This is a genomic window from Cupriavidus sp. GW821-FHT02F09 (assembly GCF_059421605.1).
This window is the reverse complement of sequence record NZ_JBWKVH010000028.1, coordinates 1-16792: the sequence shown is the minus strand read 5'-3', so window position 1 is coordinate 16792 and position 16792 is coordinate 1. Positions and strand designations below refer to the sequence as shown.

Below are 16792 nucleotides of genomic sequence, written 5' to 3'. Positions count from 1 at the left end.
CTGTGAGCGTCATGCCATGCGGAAAGGGTCGCGCGTCGCGCCGCTGAGCTCGACCCAGACCGATTTCGACTCGGTGAAGTCGAGAATGGACTCGACGCCGTTCTCGCGGCCTAGACCGCTGGCACCGAAGCCTCCAAAGGGTACGCTTGGGGAAACCGCGCGGTATGAGTTGATCCATACGGTGCCCGCGCGCATCCGGTCAGCAACGCGGTGTGCGCGCTGAATATTGAGAGTCCATACTGAACCCGCCAGGCCATACTCGGTGTCGTTTGCCAAGGCAAGCGCTTCTTCCTCGGTATCGAAGGGAATCACGCATAGCACTGGGCCGAAGATCTCCTCCTTGACGACGCGCATGCTGGCATCCACGCCCGTCAAGATGGTGGGTTGGACAAACCAACTCTTCTGCCCTTCCGGCACGCCTCCGGTCAGGAGCGTCGCCCCCTCGTCCTTAGCACTGCGGAGGTAGTCGCAGATCCGTTGGAACTGCGGGAGGTTCGAGATTGGCCCGAGTTCGGTCGCCTCGTCCTGCGGGTCACCCAACTTGATCGTCCTCGCGCGCTCCGCGATTCGTGACACGAGATCATCAATAATGCTGCGATGCGCGATCAGACGCGATCCGGCCATGCAGGTCTGGCCGCCAGCGGCATAGATGCCAGCGATCACGCCGTTTGCTGCAGCGGCGATATCGGCATCCTCGAAAACGACCTGCGGCGACTTTCCGCCAAGTTCAAGAACCACACCGTTAAGCTGGCCGGCCGCGGCTTGCGCAACAGCGCGCCCCGTCGCCGTGGAGCCGGTGAAGACCACTTTATTAACGCCGGGGTGGCCGGCCAGGTGGGCGCCGAGACGGCGCTCAAGGCCTGTCACGACGTTAAACACGCCAGGAGGAAAACCCGCGTCTTCGACCAGTTGCGCGAATGCCAGTGTGGACGCCGGCGCGTGCTCGGACGGCTTGATCACGAAGGTACATCCAGCCGCCAGCGCCGGCGCCAATTTGAATACCATTAGCATCAACGGCGCATTCCAGGGAGTAATCGCTGCGACGACACCGACGGGCTCGCGCCGAGTGTAGACAAAGAAATTGTTCTTGTCGGTCGGAATGGTTCGGCCCTCGATTTTGTCGGCAAGGCCCGCGTAATAGTTGAACCACTCGGGGAGGTAGCGCAACTGGAAGATCATTTCCCGGTACAGCTTGCCGGAGTCACGCACCTCCATCCGTGCGAGCGTTTCAGAGCGTTCATGGATCAGTTCGCCGAGTCTGCGCATCAGCTTGGAGCGCTCAAATCCGCTCATCTTGCCCCAAGGCCCTTCGAGCGCGCGGCGTGCAGCCGACACAGCCATGTCGATATCCCGTGTATCGGCGTCCGGAACTGTCGCCCATGGTTCGCGGTTGTAAGGGTCAACGGTGTTGAACCACTTTCCGGACTGTGCCTCGACATATTTACCATCGATGTACAGGTGGAAGGAGTGGAGATTGCCAGTTGGCGATTTGTCAGTTTGTGTTGTGCTCACGAGGTCTCCGATTTTGTTTGATTGACGATACGCACAGCTGGCGAGCTGGCGTTGCTGGGAGCCAGTCTAGGGAAAGGGTATGAAGAAATCGAATGAAAAAACGTTGCCTGCCTATTACCATCGGTGATACCTTCTGACTCACCGAGTGCACCATGAATGCCACATCACTACAACGACGCTTCCGCCTCCCCCAGCTCAGATTGCTCGTGGCCATTGCCGAGCATGGATCTGTGGCTAAGGCATCGCATGCCCTCCACATCACTCAACCGGCCGCAACGAAAGCGTTGAAGCAACTCGAGGAAGCTGTGGGTGATTTGCTCGTCGCCCGGGGAAGCGGAGGAAGTGCACTTACCCCTATAGGGGAACTTCTGTGTAAAAGAGCCCGGGTCGTACTTTCCGAGTTGAGGGATGCCGAGGAGGAACTCGGACTCTGGCATTCCGGAGGCGCTGGGCATGTCATCATCGGCGCGCTGCCTGTCGCGACCCCAATGCTCATACCAGAAGCATTGCGAGAGGTGGCCATTGTCGCGCCGCGAATTACGGTCACAGTCATCGAGGGCAGCTCGGACACGATGGCCCGCGAATTGCAAGCCGGGAACATCGACATGCTCGTGGGACGCTTCTGGCCTGGAGAGGATCCTGAACTTCGAACCTATGCACTCTACGAATCCACTTTCCGATTGAATGTGCGAGCCGGCCACCCCCTCGAAAAGCATGGGGCCCTGCAGCTACGTGACGTTGTGGAGTTCCCTTGGGTGCTGCCACCTCCCGGCGCTCATACCCGTGCTGCCCTCGAAGACATGTTCCGCAACGCCGGACTGGCTGTCCCGGCGCACCCGGTCGAAACCACCTCTTATCTCGTGATCCGCTCCCTGATCCTCAATACGGATGCTGTAGCACCGCTTCCCATTGAAGTCCTGCATACGGACGTAGACCAAGGAATCGTGAGTTTTCTGCCGATCAAACTGGAATTGCGAGTGCCCTCGGTTGGCGTGGTGCAGAATGCACGGCGTACGCAATCCCCCGCTGCCTCGACCGTCATGGAGCAAATTCGTAAGGTTGCTCAGCGTGCGCAGTGCATCTATTCGCTCGACCGGAAGCAAGACAGCTAAGCGCTCGGTTCCGTCGGCTTCAGGCCACGCCAAATAGCAAATCCGCAGTTCTCACCGTCAGATTCCCCCCATCTGGTCGTCGGAAGCTCCCTCGCCGGAGCCATTGCCACGCGCACACAGCCAGCACATCAGCATTCTCGAACCCCAGCTAGCGACACCCCCCGAACTGCGCCATGCCGCCCACCGTATCACCTTTGTTTATAGCGACTGCCCGTTATTTCAATGGTCAGCTCGTTGCTTGCCTCGTAAACTCGCGTCCATCCTAGACCCGTGTGCGAGAACGGTCGGCGAAATGGACAGTCGCCGCATCCGACCGACGCGGTCGCCAAGTCAATCACATCGCTACTCGCCGCGCCACTTTCCGGCGAAGTTGTGGGTACGCCGCGCAAAGCAACGTAAGGCAGGGCAACATACCCTACTGCCAAAGACGGAGACATCATGAAGGCACGTTTTCAAACCGCGAAGTTCTGTTCTGCCCTGATGATGGCTGTGGGACTAAACTTGGCCGCGAACACCCCTGCGGTCGCCGCGGTGTTCCCGAGCAAGCCCATCACCCTGATCTCGCCCACGGTACCAGGTGGCGCCATGGACAGTGTCGCGCGGCTGCTTGCACAGCATCTCGGCCCACAGCTCGGCCAGCCCATTGTGGTCGAATCGAAGCCCGGCGCGGGCGGAACGCTCGGTATTGCACTGGCAGCACGAGCACCATCCGACGGACACACGCTAGTGATCGTGGCGGACTCTTATCTCACCGTAGCACCACGTCTGATGCCCGGCGTGGCTCTTCAGCCGCTTAAGGACCTCGTACCGGTAATCGAGTTGGGCTCGTCGCCCATGGTCTTGGTCGCGAACCCCGCGCTGAGGGTGAAATCGATTGCAGAGTACATCGAGAAAATAAAGGCACATCCAGGCAAGATTACCTATGCGTCGGCCGGCGCGGGCTCGCCTCACCATCTCGCGATGGCGATGCTCGAGCAGCAGCTTCGGGTGAGGCTCAACCATATCCCCTACAAAGGCGGCGCGCAGGCCCTCGCCGATGTGGTCGCCGGCCATGCCGACAGCATGTTTATCGTCATGAGCACGGCCGAGCCTTACTTGCGCAGCGGAAAGCTTGTTGCGCTAGGTATCTCGAGTCCGAAGCCTTTGGCCGACTATCCCTCCATCCCGGTTATTGCGAACCAGGTACCGGGTTATGAGAGCGCATTATGGTTCGCGATATTCGCCCCGCGCGGCACACCGACAGAGATCATTGCGCGCCTAAACCAGGAGATAGGAAAAGTCCTCACGGAGCGCGACGTAGTGCGGGGCATGAAGACCGTCGGTATTCAACCCTCCGGCGGCAGCGCTACCTCTCTGGAGCAAAAGCTCAAGCGCGACGACGAACGAATGGCCCGCCTTCTTCCGCAGATCGGACTCAAGCCCGAATAGTGAGGCAGTGCCAGCGTAGACACAGAACGCCTGGAGTCGGGACGTCATCATAAGAATAATCGGCTGCCGAACGCTTGGCGACCCTTGGCCGTCTAACACCCGCCCCAGTCTCACTAGCCACACCTGACCGGCCCTTAATGCCCATCCAGCGCTAAATCAGCAACGCACCACCCTGACGTATCGAGTGGCTAGATAGCGCGCGTCCTGCTGCTCCAGGGGCGCTGCGTCGCGATGGGTATATGTACCACCCCGAAGTCCAATAAGTTCGCCATGGCCATTAGGGCCTTGGCTCGGATGGCGTTCGCGCGGAAATCGGACGGAAGCCATGAATCACGTCGGCAGTGACGATGAGCCGGCCATAACAACATCGAGGAGATGACATGAACAAGACTTTCAGGAAACTGATAGTTAGTGCGATTGGAGGGTTGGGCGGAGCCAACGTGGCGGTGGCTCAAAGCAGCGTCACGCTGTACGGCGTCGTAGATACTGGCATCGAGTACGTCAGCCATGCCGGCGCAAATGGCACCGGTTCGGCTTACCGTGTCGCCTCGGGCAACTCCGCTGGGTCACGCTGGGGCTTGCGCGGTAAGGAGGGTCTTGGTGCCGACCTCGACGCCATCTTTGTCTTGGAAAGTGGCTTCAATTCTGATACTGGTACCTCCGCCCAAGGCGGGCGGCCGTTCGGTCGCCAGGCGCTAGTCGGTATCTCTGGCACTTGGGGGCGGCTCACTCTTGGCCGACAGCAAAACTCGCTTTTCGACTTGTTCCTTCCTTTCGACCCACTTCGATACGCCTCATACTCACTACTGTCCCAGGATGCGCAATTCGTGGGACGTGCCGATAACACGGTCAAGTACACAGCCGATATTGGCAACCTCACTGTCACGGGCATGTACAGTGCCGGCTATGACTCCACAATCGCCAATGGCGGCGAGGTTCCTGGAGCGCCGCGCGTCGGCCAGGAGATCGGCGCTGGCGCGTCATACACTATTGGCAAGCTGGGAATGGCAGCAGCCTATGATCAACGCCGAGGAACAGCATCAGACAGTGTGGGAAATATCGAACGACGCTACTCCGCCGGGCTGCTCTACTCCTTGGGGCGGTTTGAGGTCATAGGCGGCTATCGTTATCTACAAGGGGGCCTAACTGCGTCCAAGATGCGTTCCAATCTTTATTGGTTCGGTGGCTCCTACGCGCTGACCCCCGCATTTACTGTGCGCGCGGCGGTTTACCGCACCGACCAGCGCGCGTCGGCCAACGACGCCACCAGCTTCGCGTTGCAGGCAATGTATAGACTGTCCAAGCGCACGGACCTATACCTGGATGCCTCATACATGAAGAACTCGGGAAACTCAAACTTTGGCGTTGGAAGTTTCACGACGAGCGCGGCAGGCGTCGGACAAACCGGTGTGGTGGCGGGCGTCAAGCACGTCTTCTGAGACCCTCCAACGCGCGCCAGGCGCCCTTCGATAGCTGGTACCTGTAGAGCGAGAGCGGCCTTGGGCCCCGCGGATTGCGCGTAAGCGCCCGGTGAACCCGCATTGACAGGACTACAGGGTTGAGGTGACAGGTGTCCAGCGATGCGGCAGAAGCTCGGCCATGTCACCAATCTTCTGGGTAGGCAAGCGCGTGAGCACGTCCTTCAGATAGGCATACGGATCGTGCTCGTTGGGCTCGGCATCGTAGCGACGGCAGCGGCGGCAGGCCGCGAGGGAGCGCGACGCATCGGAGGATCCTCCATCGATCAAGATCGTTGACCGCACAACGCGACCGGATGGAGACCAGTCTGAAGAAAGGGGGGCTGAGCGCGGAGGGTCGTTTTGCAGCGAATGTAAGATGACCCTATGGAGGTCACTCGAGCTGCGCCAGGCGACGGTAGCCGCCGTGCATCAACGATCGGCCGCGGCGTACCAGGCGGCGCCTGCTCGAACGCAGGCCGCTGTCGGCGTGCCAGTCACTTGCCACAGCATCGGCACCGAACAGCCCCTCCCCGACCTCGCGCAGGGACGCGCCGGCCTGGGTCGCGTCGAGCGCTTGCAAGGTGCGCATTTCCAGCAATGCGGAGGGTGCCGGCCGGGGCCGGGCAGTGACAGTCGGGGAAGCTTCGGTAACCTCCGCCAACTTGTCCCACTCGGCCACGACCGTGCGGTAGCGCGCGCTGAGTGCGGCGCCGGGCCGGACGGCATAGACAACGGCCATGCCATCCTCCAGCCCGGGCGCCAGCGCCAGCCGTACGCAGCTGTCGGACCGGCGAGCCATCAGTATCAGACGTTTGCCGTCATGAATCAGATGCTTTTGGCCGGGAATGCGCCAAAACTGGAAGGCGCTGGCATTGGGCGATGGGTGGGCATCCGGGTAGAGTTGGAGCACCGCGTCATGGTCAGGGTACCAGGCCGGATGCGCGTCGCGCGCATCCAGAGATGGGTCTTCCAACAAGCGAAGGCCCCAGCGATGCGCTGCCTCCGGCCGGCGCCGACGGCGCAACCAGTCACGCCGGTAGTCGGGATGGCGGCGCAGGTACTCCCAAGCCGATCCGGGCCCGTCCAGGTGCAGAACGTAGAGATACGCTGCGGTCGGAAGCCAAGAATCAGCACTTCGATCGGCCATGACGCAACCTTCTGTCGAACAGGAACGTCGCGATGGACATCGAGCACAAGAAAATACATCACAAAGTCTTTGACTCCAACGCCTTGTCCAGATCGTCCGAATGCGACCGCCGCGCAGCGCGGAAATCGCGCGCGGCACAGCGAATCCTGCCGCAAGCCGCGCAGGACATCATGTCTCTTTGGCTCAAGGCCGCGCCGTCTTGGCGCAAGAATCTCGATCTAGACCGCGGCCGTCTTGAATCAGACTGAAATAGGCACAATTAGCTGCAATGGCCTGTGTCTGGATTCCCCGCCGCATCGGGACCTTGGATCCAGTTCAGTGGGGGATCGAACCATCGAGGTGCGCAGCGCCTCTCTCCCCTCTCTGGTGCCATTTCGACTGCGAATCGCAGGGCGGATTAGAGCGGCGCTGGCAAGCGTGGACCCGATCCATCAACCTACAGACGGATATCAACGGAAGTTGGTGTCGCGAATAGCGCGGGTTCCTTGCCGAGCGGAAACCCGATCACGTACAGGACGTTTGCTGGCATTGGCGTGCCGTCGGGGTCGGATCCCCACTTCACCTGCACGTTGCGCTCGGCATAGCAGAGCGAAACGCCAAGCGTCTTGAGCATATCGATGTAGCTTGCATCGCATTGTAACCTCACACTTCTGGGTTTCGGTGTAGACATCGGCGCGATTCCGATAGTCCCAGACATATTCCATCAGCGCAGTGAAGCTCTCGTCCGCTTCGCGGCCCATCTCGAAAGACAGTTCCGACATGTCCATCGTCGATGATCTGCGCCAGCTTGGCCAACTGCTTACCTGTGGTCAGCAGAATCGCCGCGAACGTGACGTGCGCCTGGTCGAACTGTTCCTGCACAGCCTTGAGTTCATCTTCGGATGGGATGGCGAATGGCTAGTTGAGCGCGTCGATGTCCGCGAAATCGAACGCCCAGGCAAGGGCGCAGCGGGTTTCGAAGCAGGCGGGCGAACCTCGCTCGACGCGCTGATTGGTTCGCACGTCGAGCCCGGCGATGGCGGCCAACTGCTCCTGAGACCAGCGCCGCGCATCGGAGAACACCTTGATGCAAACCGCCAGCTCGGCCGGCCGTCAGTAGGCGCCCTTCTTGCGTGCATTCAGTCGCGTTCATTTCGTCACCCCATCGTCATCGACCGACGTGGCCACCCGCGCTGGCCGCGCCATTGTGCATGGCATGACCGCACTTGGCTGTTGGCCAGAGCGCAAGCGAGAACCCGACAGCTGCCAGTACTGCCACGTAGTGCGCCGGCGCCATGGTCTCGCGCTGTAGCCAGAGCGTGAGGACAATCGGCGTGAGGCCACCAAAGACTGCGTACGACACGTTGTAGGCAAACGAGAGACCCGTGAAGCGCACCGGTGCGGGAAAGGCGCGCACTGCTGCAATCGGCACGGTGGCAATGGTGCCAACGAACAGGCCCAGCAGCCCGTAATGCCAGAACAGCGTGGCAGGCGTGCCGGGCAGGCTGCCGTAGAAGAGGTAGGCGCTCACGAACAGTCCGCCCCAGCCGAGCAGCATGACGGCACGCGTGCCGATGCGGTCGCACGCCCAACCGACGATCACGCAGCCGATGGTCAGCATGAGGGTGGCGAAAGCATTGGTCTCGAGCGCGAGCGCGGCGGGAATATGGTGGACCCTCTGCAGGTACGCCGGTGTGTACAGCACTACCACGACGATGGAAGTGGAAAGTACCCAGGTCAGCAGGGCGACGAACAGACTGGCCGAGCGGTGATCGCGCAGCACGGTGCGGATCGGCAGTTCGCGTGCCAGGTTGCTGCGGCTAGCCAACTCGCGAAATACGGGTGTCTCGTGCAGAAACCGGCGCAGGTACACCGACACCAGTCCGAACACGCCGCCCAGGACGAAGGGGATGCGCCAGGCGAAATCGCCTACCTGCTCAGGCGAGTAATGGCGATTGATGGCAACGGCGACGAGCGAACCCAGCAGGATGCCGCCAGTGATGCCAGAGGTCAGCGTGCCGATGCCGAAACCGTAATGCCGGCACGGCACGTGTTCGCCGACAAACACCCAGGCACCGGGCATCTCGCCACCGATGGCCGCGCCCTGCAGCAGGCGCATCGCCAACAGCAGCAGCGGCGCCGCCACGCCGATACTGGCGTAGGTGGGCAGCAGGCCGATAATCAGCGTGGGCGCGGCCATCAGCAGGATCGAGAGCGTGAACATGCGCTTGCGGCCTAGCCGGTCACCAAAGTGTGCAATCACGATGCCGCCCAGCGGGCGCGCCAGGTAGCCGGCGGCGAAGATACCGAACGTCTGCAGCTGCCGCAGCCAATCTGGCATGTTGGGCGGGAAGAATAGCGCTCCGATCACCGTGGCGAAGAAGACGTAGATCACGAAGTCGTAGAATTCGAGCGTGCCGCCGAGGGCAGCCAGGGCCAAGGTCTTGTAGTCGCGAGCACCCAGCGAGCGTGCGTGTACGGGCAGGACGCCGTCGGGTGCGTTCAGGGGATTCACATGCGGTTCCTGTTGTGGATTCACGTTCGGTCCTCGTCAAGTAGTGATCAAATGGACTTCGGTTAGGGCTCGCCCTCTGAGACCAAGACCCCATCGGTTGCCCGGCAGCGATGCCGCCCTGCCTGTATGGAAACGACCAGCGCTGCGAGGAAATCAAGCCGTATCGCAGACGGGGCGCTTCTCGCAGTTGCGCCACTAGTTCCCCAACGAGATCTCGCCGATGAGGCGTCAGGCTTTGGACCTTCCGGGCAGAGCCCGCGCCTCAGGTCCCGCTTGTCGGTCTTTCCATGTTTCCCTGCTGTGAGCGGCAGGGGCAGCCCCTGCCGCAACCAATGAGGCGCCGCAGGAGCCTCTCGGATGGGCCCACAGGCGTGGACTAGCTGATTCGGTCAGTCGGGGATCGAACCGTCGACCTGCGCCAGCTGCGCATACGCCGATAGCGGTCGCGTTGGCCGGAAGTACAGGTCGCGAAGAATCGGCCTTTTGAGCGGCCCAACGATGGATGCCAGGTCGGACAGCCTTACATGGCCCAGTTCGGGCATGCCGATACCCACGTCGCACAGACCGTAGGCGGTGTCACCATCGGCCGGATCGAGCGCGGCCAGTAGCCAGGCCGCATGCGCATCCGGGGTAAACAATCGCACCACGGGCAGCGGGTCGCCAGCGTGGCCGGCTGCGTATGCGTGGCCGTTTGCAAGTAGCTGCTCGCGTTGTTCGGCGGTGATAAGGGGTTGGATCATGGTCGTTGCCTCCTAGAAGGTTCACTCCACGGCAGAGCGAGTCGATGTGGGTCGCACGTCCAAAGCCCGGACCGTCCACACTCCGCCCCCCGTCTGGGCGGCCGGGTTGATGGCTAGCGACGTGCGCCAGCGCAGCGTGAATGGCGGGGGCCGCGGATGGGCTTTGCCGGAGCCCCCTAGGGCGTCAAGCCGCACCCAAATGTCCATGCATATGCACCGGGTTGCACGTTCTGTCGCATTCAATCAGTAGACGTGGCTTGAAGCGTGCGTTGCAATTGTAGAGTAAACACGTCAATAAATGGTGTGTTTAAAGCGTCGTTAGTCAGACTACTCATAGGCATTCTTTGGCCTATGAAAGGAAAGAGTCAGCACAAACGGAATCCGGTCGCGACGCTCCTCGGTCAGAGGCTAAAGGCTTGTCGTATCGAGGCGGGAAAATCTCAGGAAACCTTGGCGTTCGAAGCGCTGGTGGACCGCACGTACATTTCCGCGATGGAGCGCGGCGTCGCGAATCCCTCAGTCGAGACCTTGGCCAACATTTGCTACTGCCTCGGCATTACACTCGCCGAACTGTTCGAGCCACTGACAATTTCCCTGAAGCCGACAGGTACGCGCCGCGCAAACACGGCAGAACCCGAGGAGATCAAGCGTCAGAGACTGCGCTAAACCGGCCCATCTCCGGGAGTGGACGTCTGCTGTTGCGGCAATTACATCGAGCACCGTCTCGCACGACGCCAGATTCGACTCCGCGGGCGGGGTAAGTTGCATGACACGGCCGTCTGCAGCGATTCAGGCCGACATAATTTTGTCGCGCGTTTGCAGATGGAAAGCCATGGTGTGCTTCGCAAGCGCGCCGCTCCTGTGAAAACTGTGATGCCAGCGGTCGTTCCGACACCTGGTTTTCCAGGACACGCTCGCCTATGGCCTGCTGGCGCGGGCTCGCCGGGAGCTTGAGCCAAGCACGCACGTCCTGCGTGAACAGCCGCACCACGGGCAGCGTGTCGATTCTCTGACCGGCAGCATGCGCCTCGCCATTGGAGAGCAGTTGCGTGCGTTGTTCCGTGGTGATATGGGGTGGGATCATGGTCGAAGCCTCCATAAAGGTTCAATTCACGGAGGAGCGAGGCGATGCTGGGCAGTCGTCCATTGCCGCCCTGCCGCAATCAAACGAAGCCCCACACCGATCGGTCATCCTTAAGAATTCAAATACTACCAAATCGGTAGTATACGCACCAGACCAACGCCGGACGATTCCTGTCTTCACCAATCAGAAGGCAGAAATGTCAGTACTCGCGAAACGACTTAAGGAGGCGCGGCAGCGTGCCGGGTTATCGCAAGAGAAGCTGGGGATTGAATCCGGGCTGGACCCTATGTCTGCCAGCACGCGAATGAATCGGTACGAACTCGGGAAAAGAACGCCTGATTGGCTGCTTGTTGAGAGGATAGCCGCCGTCCTGAAAGTGCCTACGTCCTACTTCTATGCTTCAGCGGACGACGAAGCCGAGTTGCTGCTTGTATTTCACAGGCTTTCAAAGAAGCATCGAGCCGCCGTAGTAGCGTTTGCAGGCGGAAATGCGCCATAAAAGTCACATTTATCCCACCCTCCCTTGACATCGGCAGGGTTGCCGCTGCTCTAAGCCCATGTCAGCACTGTTGCAACAGACTGAACAAATGCAAGCGTTCGCCAACGCGTGCTGATATTGCCCGACGATAGCCTCCAGCGTGTCTTGATCGTGCCTAACGCCGACATCCCAATGCCAAGGTCAATGAGGGCCAAGCCGTATCGCCAGGGGCCCGATCGAGTGCAGCCAGCAACGAACCGAGAAGAGCACTATAGATTCACTCTAAATGGCGTCGACGGTCCTCTCGGTCTTCGAGGGGTACTATTGGTGTCGGCAAAACACTCATCGGCGACAGCAATACGCACATGCGCGGCCTGAAAAGCCCGACCATGCACAAGCTGACCGAGCTATGCGAGGTCATGCAAGTGCATCCGCTCACGCTGCTGACACTGGCCTATGCCGCCGACAGCGCGCGCAAGGCCGACCAGCTTCTGGCGCAGGTGCGCCAGGAACTGGCGACCATCTTGAAAGAGCGCGACGCGCCGTAGGCGTGCGCGCGATGCTGCGGCTAGCAGCAACTGCCGCCCCGCCGCCATGGGCGGGGCGTTTTTGGGGTGGCGGTTATGCCGTCGGCTTGCTGCGCGACCAGATCAGGTTATGCGTACCATCATCTTCCTCGATCAGCCGGGCGTAGATCGTCGCCGGAAACGAAGGATCATCGAGGGTCACGGACAGGTAGGGCCGCTCGGACTGGCTGACTTTCTTCCACGCCGCGCCGAGGTCATAGCCGCCAGCGGCCTGGATGCGGAAGTCGGGGGCGTTCTCGCTCGCCTTGTCGTTGGGGATGAACCGGACCTTGACGTTGAGCGTCAGGGTGCGAACCGTGCCGGTGAAGCCGTCGTTCTGCGCGGTGAAATTGCCGATGTTAGCCATGATACGTTCTCCTTTCGGGTTACCCAAGGTCGCGCCCATCGCGTCCTTGTTGTGATCCGATCCGCGGGGGCCGGTCTGGCTGCACCGCTTGCGGCCAAGACGCAGTGAAGGACCTGGAGGCGCGAACAATTTGCTGCGCGAGGAAGCCGTGCAGCGGCGGGGAAATTGTTTGGGCTGGAAGGTTGCGGCCATAAAGACCGAGGCGCAGCCGCGCCCCTGCCAGGATGCACAACAGCCAAAGGACGCATGGGCCGACCCTCTCCGAAAGGAGCCGTGGCCGACTCGGCATCCCCGCATGACAGCTGCACCGGATTGCGCCCCAACGCAGGTCAGGACCACGCCCTCAACGACAAGCGAGAACGCCCCTGCCGCAGCTTGCGGCGACGTCTTTGAGGCATGGGCGCGAAAGCTCCATAGAGGCCGGTCGGCGTATCCGTGAATCGCCTTTCGTGACGTGGTGGGCGACGATTTGCCAGCATCGAGGACGGCACGCTTTCGCACAACCTGTAGCAGCAATCCAGGGCGTAGCTCCACGCCCAGCCCATTGCGGCGGGGCGCCATCGAAACCTTGCCCGCCTCAGTGGGGCACCGATCGCCGTACCACGCGCAAGGCACTTGCACGCAGCCACGTCGCCGCCCGGCCGAAGGCGACGACGTGGCGATTTTGCTGTGGAGGTTGCTTCTGCCTGCGCGCACTCCTTCGGCGCCGCGTCGAACCCGTAGAATTTTTACTCCTGATTCAAATTCGGTTAATTGAGCCCGCCCTTCTTCGGTGCCAGCAGGATGACAGCATGCGGCGCCCAGCCACGACATACAGCACGAGGCCATCCAGTCAGTTGGACACTACGTATCCGGCGATGGACTCAGCCTCCCGGAGAAGGACGGCAATGGCCACGCTCATTGCCGCAGCGCCAGGTGCCGTGAGTCGGGCCGGGGCGCGAGTGACCGCAGTGGCGATTGGCGGTCGAAATGGCACCAGAGAGGAGCGAGAGCGGCCTTGGGCCCCGCGGATTGCGCGTAAGCGCCCGGTGAACCCGCATTGACAGGACTACAGGGTTGAGGTGACAGGTGTCCAGCGATGCGGCAGAAGCTCGGCCATGTCACCAATCCTCTGGGTGGGCAAGCGCGTGAGCACGTCCTTCAGATAGGCATACGGATCGTGCTCGTTGGGCTCAGCATCGTAGCGACGGCAGCGGCGGCAGGCCGCGAGGGAGCGGGACGCATCGGATGATCCTCCATCAATTCAGATCGTCGGCCGCACAACGCGACCGAATGGAGACCAGTCTGAGGAGAGAGATGCGGAGCGCAGAGGGTCGTTTTGCAGCGAAGGTAAGATGACCCTATGGAGGTCACTCGAGCTGCACCAGGCGACGGTAACCGCCGTGCATCAACGATCGGCCGCGGCGTACCAGGCGGCGCACGCTCGAACGCAGGCCGCTGTCGGCGTGCCAATCACTTGCCACAGCATCGGCACCGAACAGCCCCTTCCCGACCTCGCGCAGGGACGCGCCTGCCTGGGTCGCGTCGAGCGCTTGCAAGGTGCGCATTTCCAGCAATGCGGAGGGTGCCGGCCGGGGCCGGGCAGTGACAGTCGGGGAAGCTTCGGCAACCTCCGCCAACTTGTCCCACTCGGCCACGTGCGTGCGGTTGCGCGCGCTGAGCGCGGCGCCGGCGCGGACGGCATAGAGATAGGCCATGCCATCCTCCAGGCCTGGCGTCAACGCCAGCCGTACGCAGTTGCCGGGCCAGCGAGCCGTCAGTATTAGGCGTTTGCCGTCGTGAACTAGATGCTTCTGGCCGGGAATGCGCCAAAATGCGAAGGCGCTGGGGTTAGGCGGTGGGTCGGCATCCGGGTAGAGTTGAAGCACCGCGTCATGGTCAGGGAACCAGGCTGGATGCGCATCGCGCGCATCCAGAGACGGATCTTCCAACAGGCGAAGGCCCCAGCGATGTGCGGTCTCCGGTCGATGCCGACGGCGCAGCCAATCGCGCCGGTAGTCGGGATGGCGGCGCAGGTACTCCCAAGCCAACGCGGGCCCGTCCAGGTGCAGGACGTAGAGATACGCTGCGGTCGGATACCAAGAATCAGCGCTTCGATCGGCCATGACACAACCTTCTGTCGAACAGGAATGTCGCCGTGGACATCGAGCGCAAGAACTAATGCATCACGGCATCATTGACTGCGAAGCCTTGCCCAGATCGTCCGAATGCGACCGCCGCGCAGCGCGGAAATCGCGCGCGGCACAGCGAATCCTGCCGCAAGCCGCGCAGGACATCATGTCTCTTTGGCTCAAGGCCGCGCCGTCTTGGCGCAATACTGTCGATCTAGACCGCGGCCGTCTTGAATCAGACTGAAATAGGCACAATTAGCTGCAATGGCCCTGTGTCTGGATTCCCCGCCGCATCGGGACCTTGGATCCAGTTCAGTGGGGGATCGAACCATCGAGGTGCGCAGCGCCTCTCTCCCTTCTCTGGTGCCATTTCGACTGCGAATCGCAGGGCGGATTAGAGCGGCGCTGGCAAGCGTGGATCCCGATCCATCAACCCACAGACGGATATCAACGGAAGTTGGTGTCGCAAATAGCTTGGGTTCCTTGCCGAGCGGAAACCCGATCACGTACAGGACGTTAGCTGGCATTGGCCTGTCCGGGTCCGAGCCCCCCTTCAGCAGCACGTTGCGCTCGGCATAGCAGAGCGAAACGCCAAGCGTCTTGAGAACATCGATGTTGGCTTGCATCGTGTCAGCCGCCTCGCGCTTCTGCGCTTCGGTATAGGCGTCCAGGACATCGCGGTAGTTGCGGAAATATTCCATCAGTGCGGCGAAGCGTTTGTCCGCTTCGGCGCCCATCTCGAAGGCCAGCTCCGGCACGTCCATCGTGCTGGTCTGCGCCAGCTCGGCCAACTGCTTACCCGTGGTCAGCCGAATCGCCGCGAAGGTGACGTGCTCAAGGTCGAACTGTTCCTGCGCAGCCTTGAGTTCGTCTTCGGGTGGAATCGCGAATGGCTTGCTGAGCGCATCGATATCCAGGAAATCGAACGCGCTGGCCAGCGCCCGGCAGGTGTCGGCGTCGGCCGGCCAGCCTCGCTCGACGCGCTGGACGGTTCGCACGTTGAGCCCGGCGATCACGGCCAACTGCTCCTGAGTCCATTGCCGGGCATCGCGGAACACCTTGATGCAGACAGCCAGCTCGGCGGGGGTCAGCAGGCGTACTGGTGGCGTGTTTTCCGTCGCATTCATTTCGTTGCTCCTTCGTTATCGACTGACGTGGCCAGCCGTGCTGGCCACGTCATTGTGCACCTGGCGAGGGGCCAGAACGCAAGCAGGAATCCGACAGCGGCCAGGACTGCCACATAGTGAACGGGCGCCATGGTGTTGTAGTCGCAAGCGCTCAGTGTGCGTGCCAGAACCGGCAAGACGCCGCCCGGTACGCTCAGGGGATTCACATGAGATTCCTGTTGTGGATTCAAGTTCAGGTCTCTTTTCATAGTGGTATGTACACCGTCGGTCAGAGCCCGGCTTCGTGCGGGTCTTGTGGGCCCGCCACAGCGGGCGAACCGATTCCCTCAGTCGACTTTCGAGCCATTGACCGGTGCCAGGCTGGTGTACTCACGACCGCGTGGGCCGAACGTGCCGGTTCACGGGCTGTCATCCATCGCCAGTGCTTGCCCGTCTGCGCTTCGGTTACGCGAATTTAGCCAGGCACCAGCCAGCACACCCGCAAGCAGCGTCGCTGTCGCGAGAAGTTCCATGCGATGGGCGGGATGCCAGACCATCGCCGCGAGGACACCGAGAATCACCACGACGACCGACCACGTCAACCACGGGTAGCCCCACATACGCAGCGGCAGCCCTGCCGCGCGTCGTTCCAGTACAGCGCGCATGCGCAGCTGCGATACTGCGATCACGAGGTAGACCAGAAGCGCCACGGCGCCAGAGGTAGCCAGCAGGAACGCGAAGACGCGTTCTGGCATAAGGTAGTTCGCCAGCACGCACACGAAAGCGAATGCGGTGGACACCAGTACCGCGGCGCGCGGTGTGCCACACGCGGCAGTCCGGCTTAAGCCGCTCGGGGCATCGCCCCGCGTCGACAGCGAGAACAGCATGCGCGAGGCGGTGTAGAGCGCCGAGTTCAGGCAGCTCATTACCGCTGTCAGAACGATGACGTCGACGATCGCCTTGGCGTGCGGCACGCCGAGGATCTCCAGCGCGCGCTGGTACGCCCCATGGGTGACGAGCAGCGGGTCATTCCACGGCACCAGTGCAACAACAATGAAGATCGAGCCCAGGTAGAACAGCGAAATGCGCCACACCACCGAGCGCGTCGCGCGCACGATTTGCCGGGCCGGGTGTTCCGCTTCGGCCGCCGCAATGGTGACGATCTCCGCCCCCATGAATGCGAACAT

17 protein-coding genes and 3 pseudogenes are annotated in these 16792 nt (G+C 61.6%); 7 read left to right on the top strand and 13 right to left on the bottom strand.

Translation table 11 applies throughout. From position 1 onward, the window contains the following. Positions 1–9: 9 nt before the first annotated feature. Positions 10–1512: an aldehyde dehydrogenase gene (locus AC07XB_RS25910; protein ID WP_492832892.1), complete on the bottom strand. Its 1503-nt coding sequence runs from the start codon at positions 1510–1512 to the stop codon at positions 10–12. Positions 1513–1664: 152 nt separating this feature from the next. On the opposite strand from AC07XB_RS25910, the gene AC07XB_RS25905 reads away from it, so the two are divergent. From AC07XB_RS25905 to AC07XB_RS25895, 3 genes are all read left to right on the top strand, one after another. Further along, positions 1665–2624: a LysR family transcriptional regulator gene (locus AC07XB_RS25905; protein ID WP_492832890.1), complete on the top strand. Its 960-nt coding sequence runs from the start codon at positions 1665–1667 to the stop codon at positions 2622–2624. A gap of 438 nt (positions 2625–3062) precedes the next feature. After that, positions 3063–4052, top strand: coding sequence for a Bug family tripartite tricarboxylate transporter substrate binding protein (locus AC07XB_RS25900; protein ID WP_492832888.1), 990 nt, complete (start codon positions 3063–3065; stop codon positions 4050–4052). Positions 4053–4432: 380 nt separating this feature from the next. Then, positions 4433–5491, top strand: a complete 1059-nt coding sequence (locus tag AC07XB_RS25895) for a porin (RefSeq protein ID WP_492832886.1) — start codon at positions 4433–4435, stop codon at positions 5489–5491. A gap of 111 nt (positions 5492–5602) precedes the next feature. Here AC07XB_RS25895 and AC07XB_RS25890 read toward each other — a convergent pair. Beyond that, positions 5603–5725 (bottom strand): annotated as a pseudogene (locus tag AC07XB_RS25890) (transposase domain-containing protein); the annotation flags it as partial. A gap of 178 nt (positions 5726–5903) precedes the next feature. Beyond that, positions 5904–6659 (bottom strand): DNA -binding domain-containing protein, encoded by a 756-nt coding sequence (locus tag AC07XB_RS25885; protein WP_492832884.1) that lies wholly within the window; start codon positions 6657–6659, stop codon positions 5904–5906. Positions 6660–6691: 32 nt separating this feature from the next. Here AC07XB_RS25885 and AC07XB_RS25880 point away from each other — a divergent pair, with 32 nt between their 5' ends. Beyond that, positions 6692–6907: a hypothetical protein gene (locus AC07XB_RS25880; RefSeq protein ID WP_492832882.1), complete on the top strand. Its 216-nt coding sequence runs from the start codon at positions 6692–6694 to the stop codon at positions 6905–6907. A 188-nt stretch (positions 6908–7095) separates the two neighbouring features. On the opposite strand, the gene AC07XB_RS25875 is transcribed toward AC07XB_RS25880, so the two are convergent. The 4 genes from AC07XB_RS25875 to AC07XB_RS25860 all read right to left on the bottom strand — a co-directional run bounded on the left by AC07XB_RS25875 (position 7096) and on the right by AC07XB_RS25860 (position 9893). Then, a complete protein-coding gene (locus tag AC07XB_RS25875) occupies positions 7096–7272 on the bottom strand; it encodes a hypothetical protein (protein WP_492832880.1) in 177 nt (58 codons plus the stop codon). 284 nt (positions 7273–7556) lie between these two features. Beyond that, the gene (locus tag AC07XB_RS25870) at positions 7557–7685 is read right to left on the bottom strand and encodes a hypothetical protein (RefSeq protein ID WP_492832878.1); all 129 of its coding nucleotides are present in this window, start codon (positions 7683–7685) and stop codon (positions 7557–7559) included. Positions 7686–7806: 121 nt separating this feature from the next. Then, positions 7807–9153, bottom strand: a complete 1347-nt coding sequence (locus tag AC07XB_RS25865) for an MFS transporter (RefSeq protein ID WP_492832876.1) — start codon at positions 9151–9153, stop codon at positions 7807–7809. 389 nt (positions 9154–9542) lie between these two features. Then, positions 9543–9893, bottom strand: a complete 351-nt coding sequence (locus tag AC07XB_RS25860) for a DUF2958 domain-containing protein (RefSeq protein ID WP_492832874.1) — start codon at positions 9891–9893, stop codon at positions 9543–9545. A gap of 351 nt (positions 9894–10244) precedes the next feature. On the opposite strand from AC07XB_RS25860, the gene AC07XB_RS25855 reads away from it, so the two are divergent. Beyond that, the gene (locus AC07XB_RS25855; RefSeq protein WP_492832872.1) at positions 10245–10559 is read left to right on the top strand and encodes a helix-turn-helix domain-containing protein; all 315 of its coding nucleotides are present in this window, start codon (positions 10245–10247) and stop codon (positions 10557–10559) included. Here AC07XB_RS25855 and AC07XB_RS25850 read toward each other — a convergent pair. Continuing rightward, positions 10537–10977, bottom strand: coding sequence for a DUF2958 domain-containing protein (locus AC07XB_RS25850; RefSeq protein WP_492832870.1), 441 nt, complete (start codon positions 10975–10977; stop codon positions 10537–10539). The genes AC07XB_RS25855 and AC07XB_RS25850 overlap by 23 nt on opposite strands. Between AC07XB_RS25850 and AC07XB_RS25845 the strand changes: the two genes are divergently transcribed. Next, entirely contained in the window at positions 10976–11476 is a 501-nt protein-coding gene (locus tag AC07XB_RS25845; protein ID WP_492832868.1) for a helix-turn-helix domain-containing protein, read from the top strand. The two genes, AC07XB_RS25850 and AC07XB_RS25845, sit on opposite strands and share 2 nt — an antisense overlap. Positions 11477–11820: 344 nt before the next feature. Further along, positions 11821–12003, top strand: a complete 183-nt coding sequence (locus tag AC07XB_RS25840; protein ID WP_492832866.1) for an XRE family transcriptional regulator — start codon at positions 11821–11823, stop codon at positions 12001–12003. A gap of 73 nt (positions 12004–12076) precedes the next feature. Here the strand turns inward: AC07XB_RS25840 and AC07XB_RS25835 are convergent, their stop codons facing one another. The 5 genes and pseudogenes from AC07XB_RS25835 to AC07XB_RS25815 all read right to left on the bottom strand — a co-directional run. Further along, complete coding sequence (locus AC07XB_RS25835; RefSeq protein WP_492832864.1) at positions 12077–12388, bottom strand: DUF736 domain-containing protein; 312 nt, start codon at positions 12386–12388, stop codon at positions 12077–12079. Between the two features lie 1048 nt (positions 12389–13436). Continuing rightward, positions 13437–13565 (bottom strand): annotated as a pseudogene (locus AC07XB_RS25830) (transposase domain-containing protein); the annotation flags it as partial. A gap of 172 nt (positions 13566–13737) precedes the next feature. Beyond that, entirely contained in the window at positions 13738–14493 is a 756-nt protein-coding gene (locus AC07XB_RS25825) for a DUF2285 domain-containing protein (RefSeq protein ID WP_493688121.1), read from the bottom strand. 185 nt (positions 14494–14678) lie between these two features. Continuing rightward, a complete protein-coding gene (locus AC07XB_RS25820; RefSeq protein WP_493688122.1) occupies positions 14679–15626 on the bottom strand; it encodes a helix-turn-helix domain-containing protein in 948 nt (315 codons plus the stop codon). A 398-nt stretch (positions 15627–16024) separates the two neighbouring features. Next, positions 16025–16792 (bottom strand): annotated as a pseudogene (locus tag AC07XB_RS25815) (GABA permease); the annotation flags it as partial.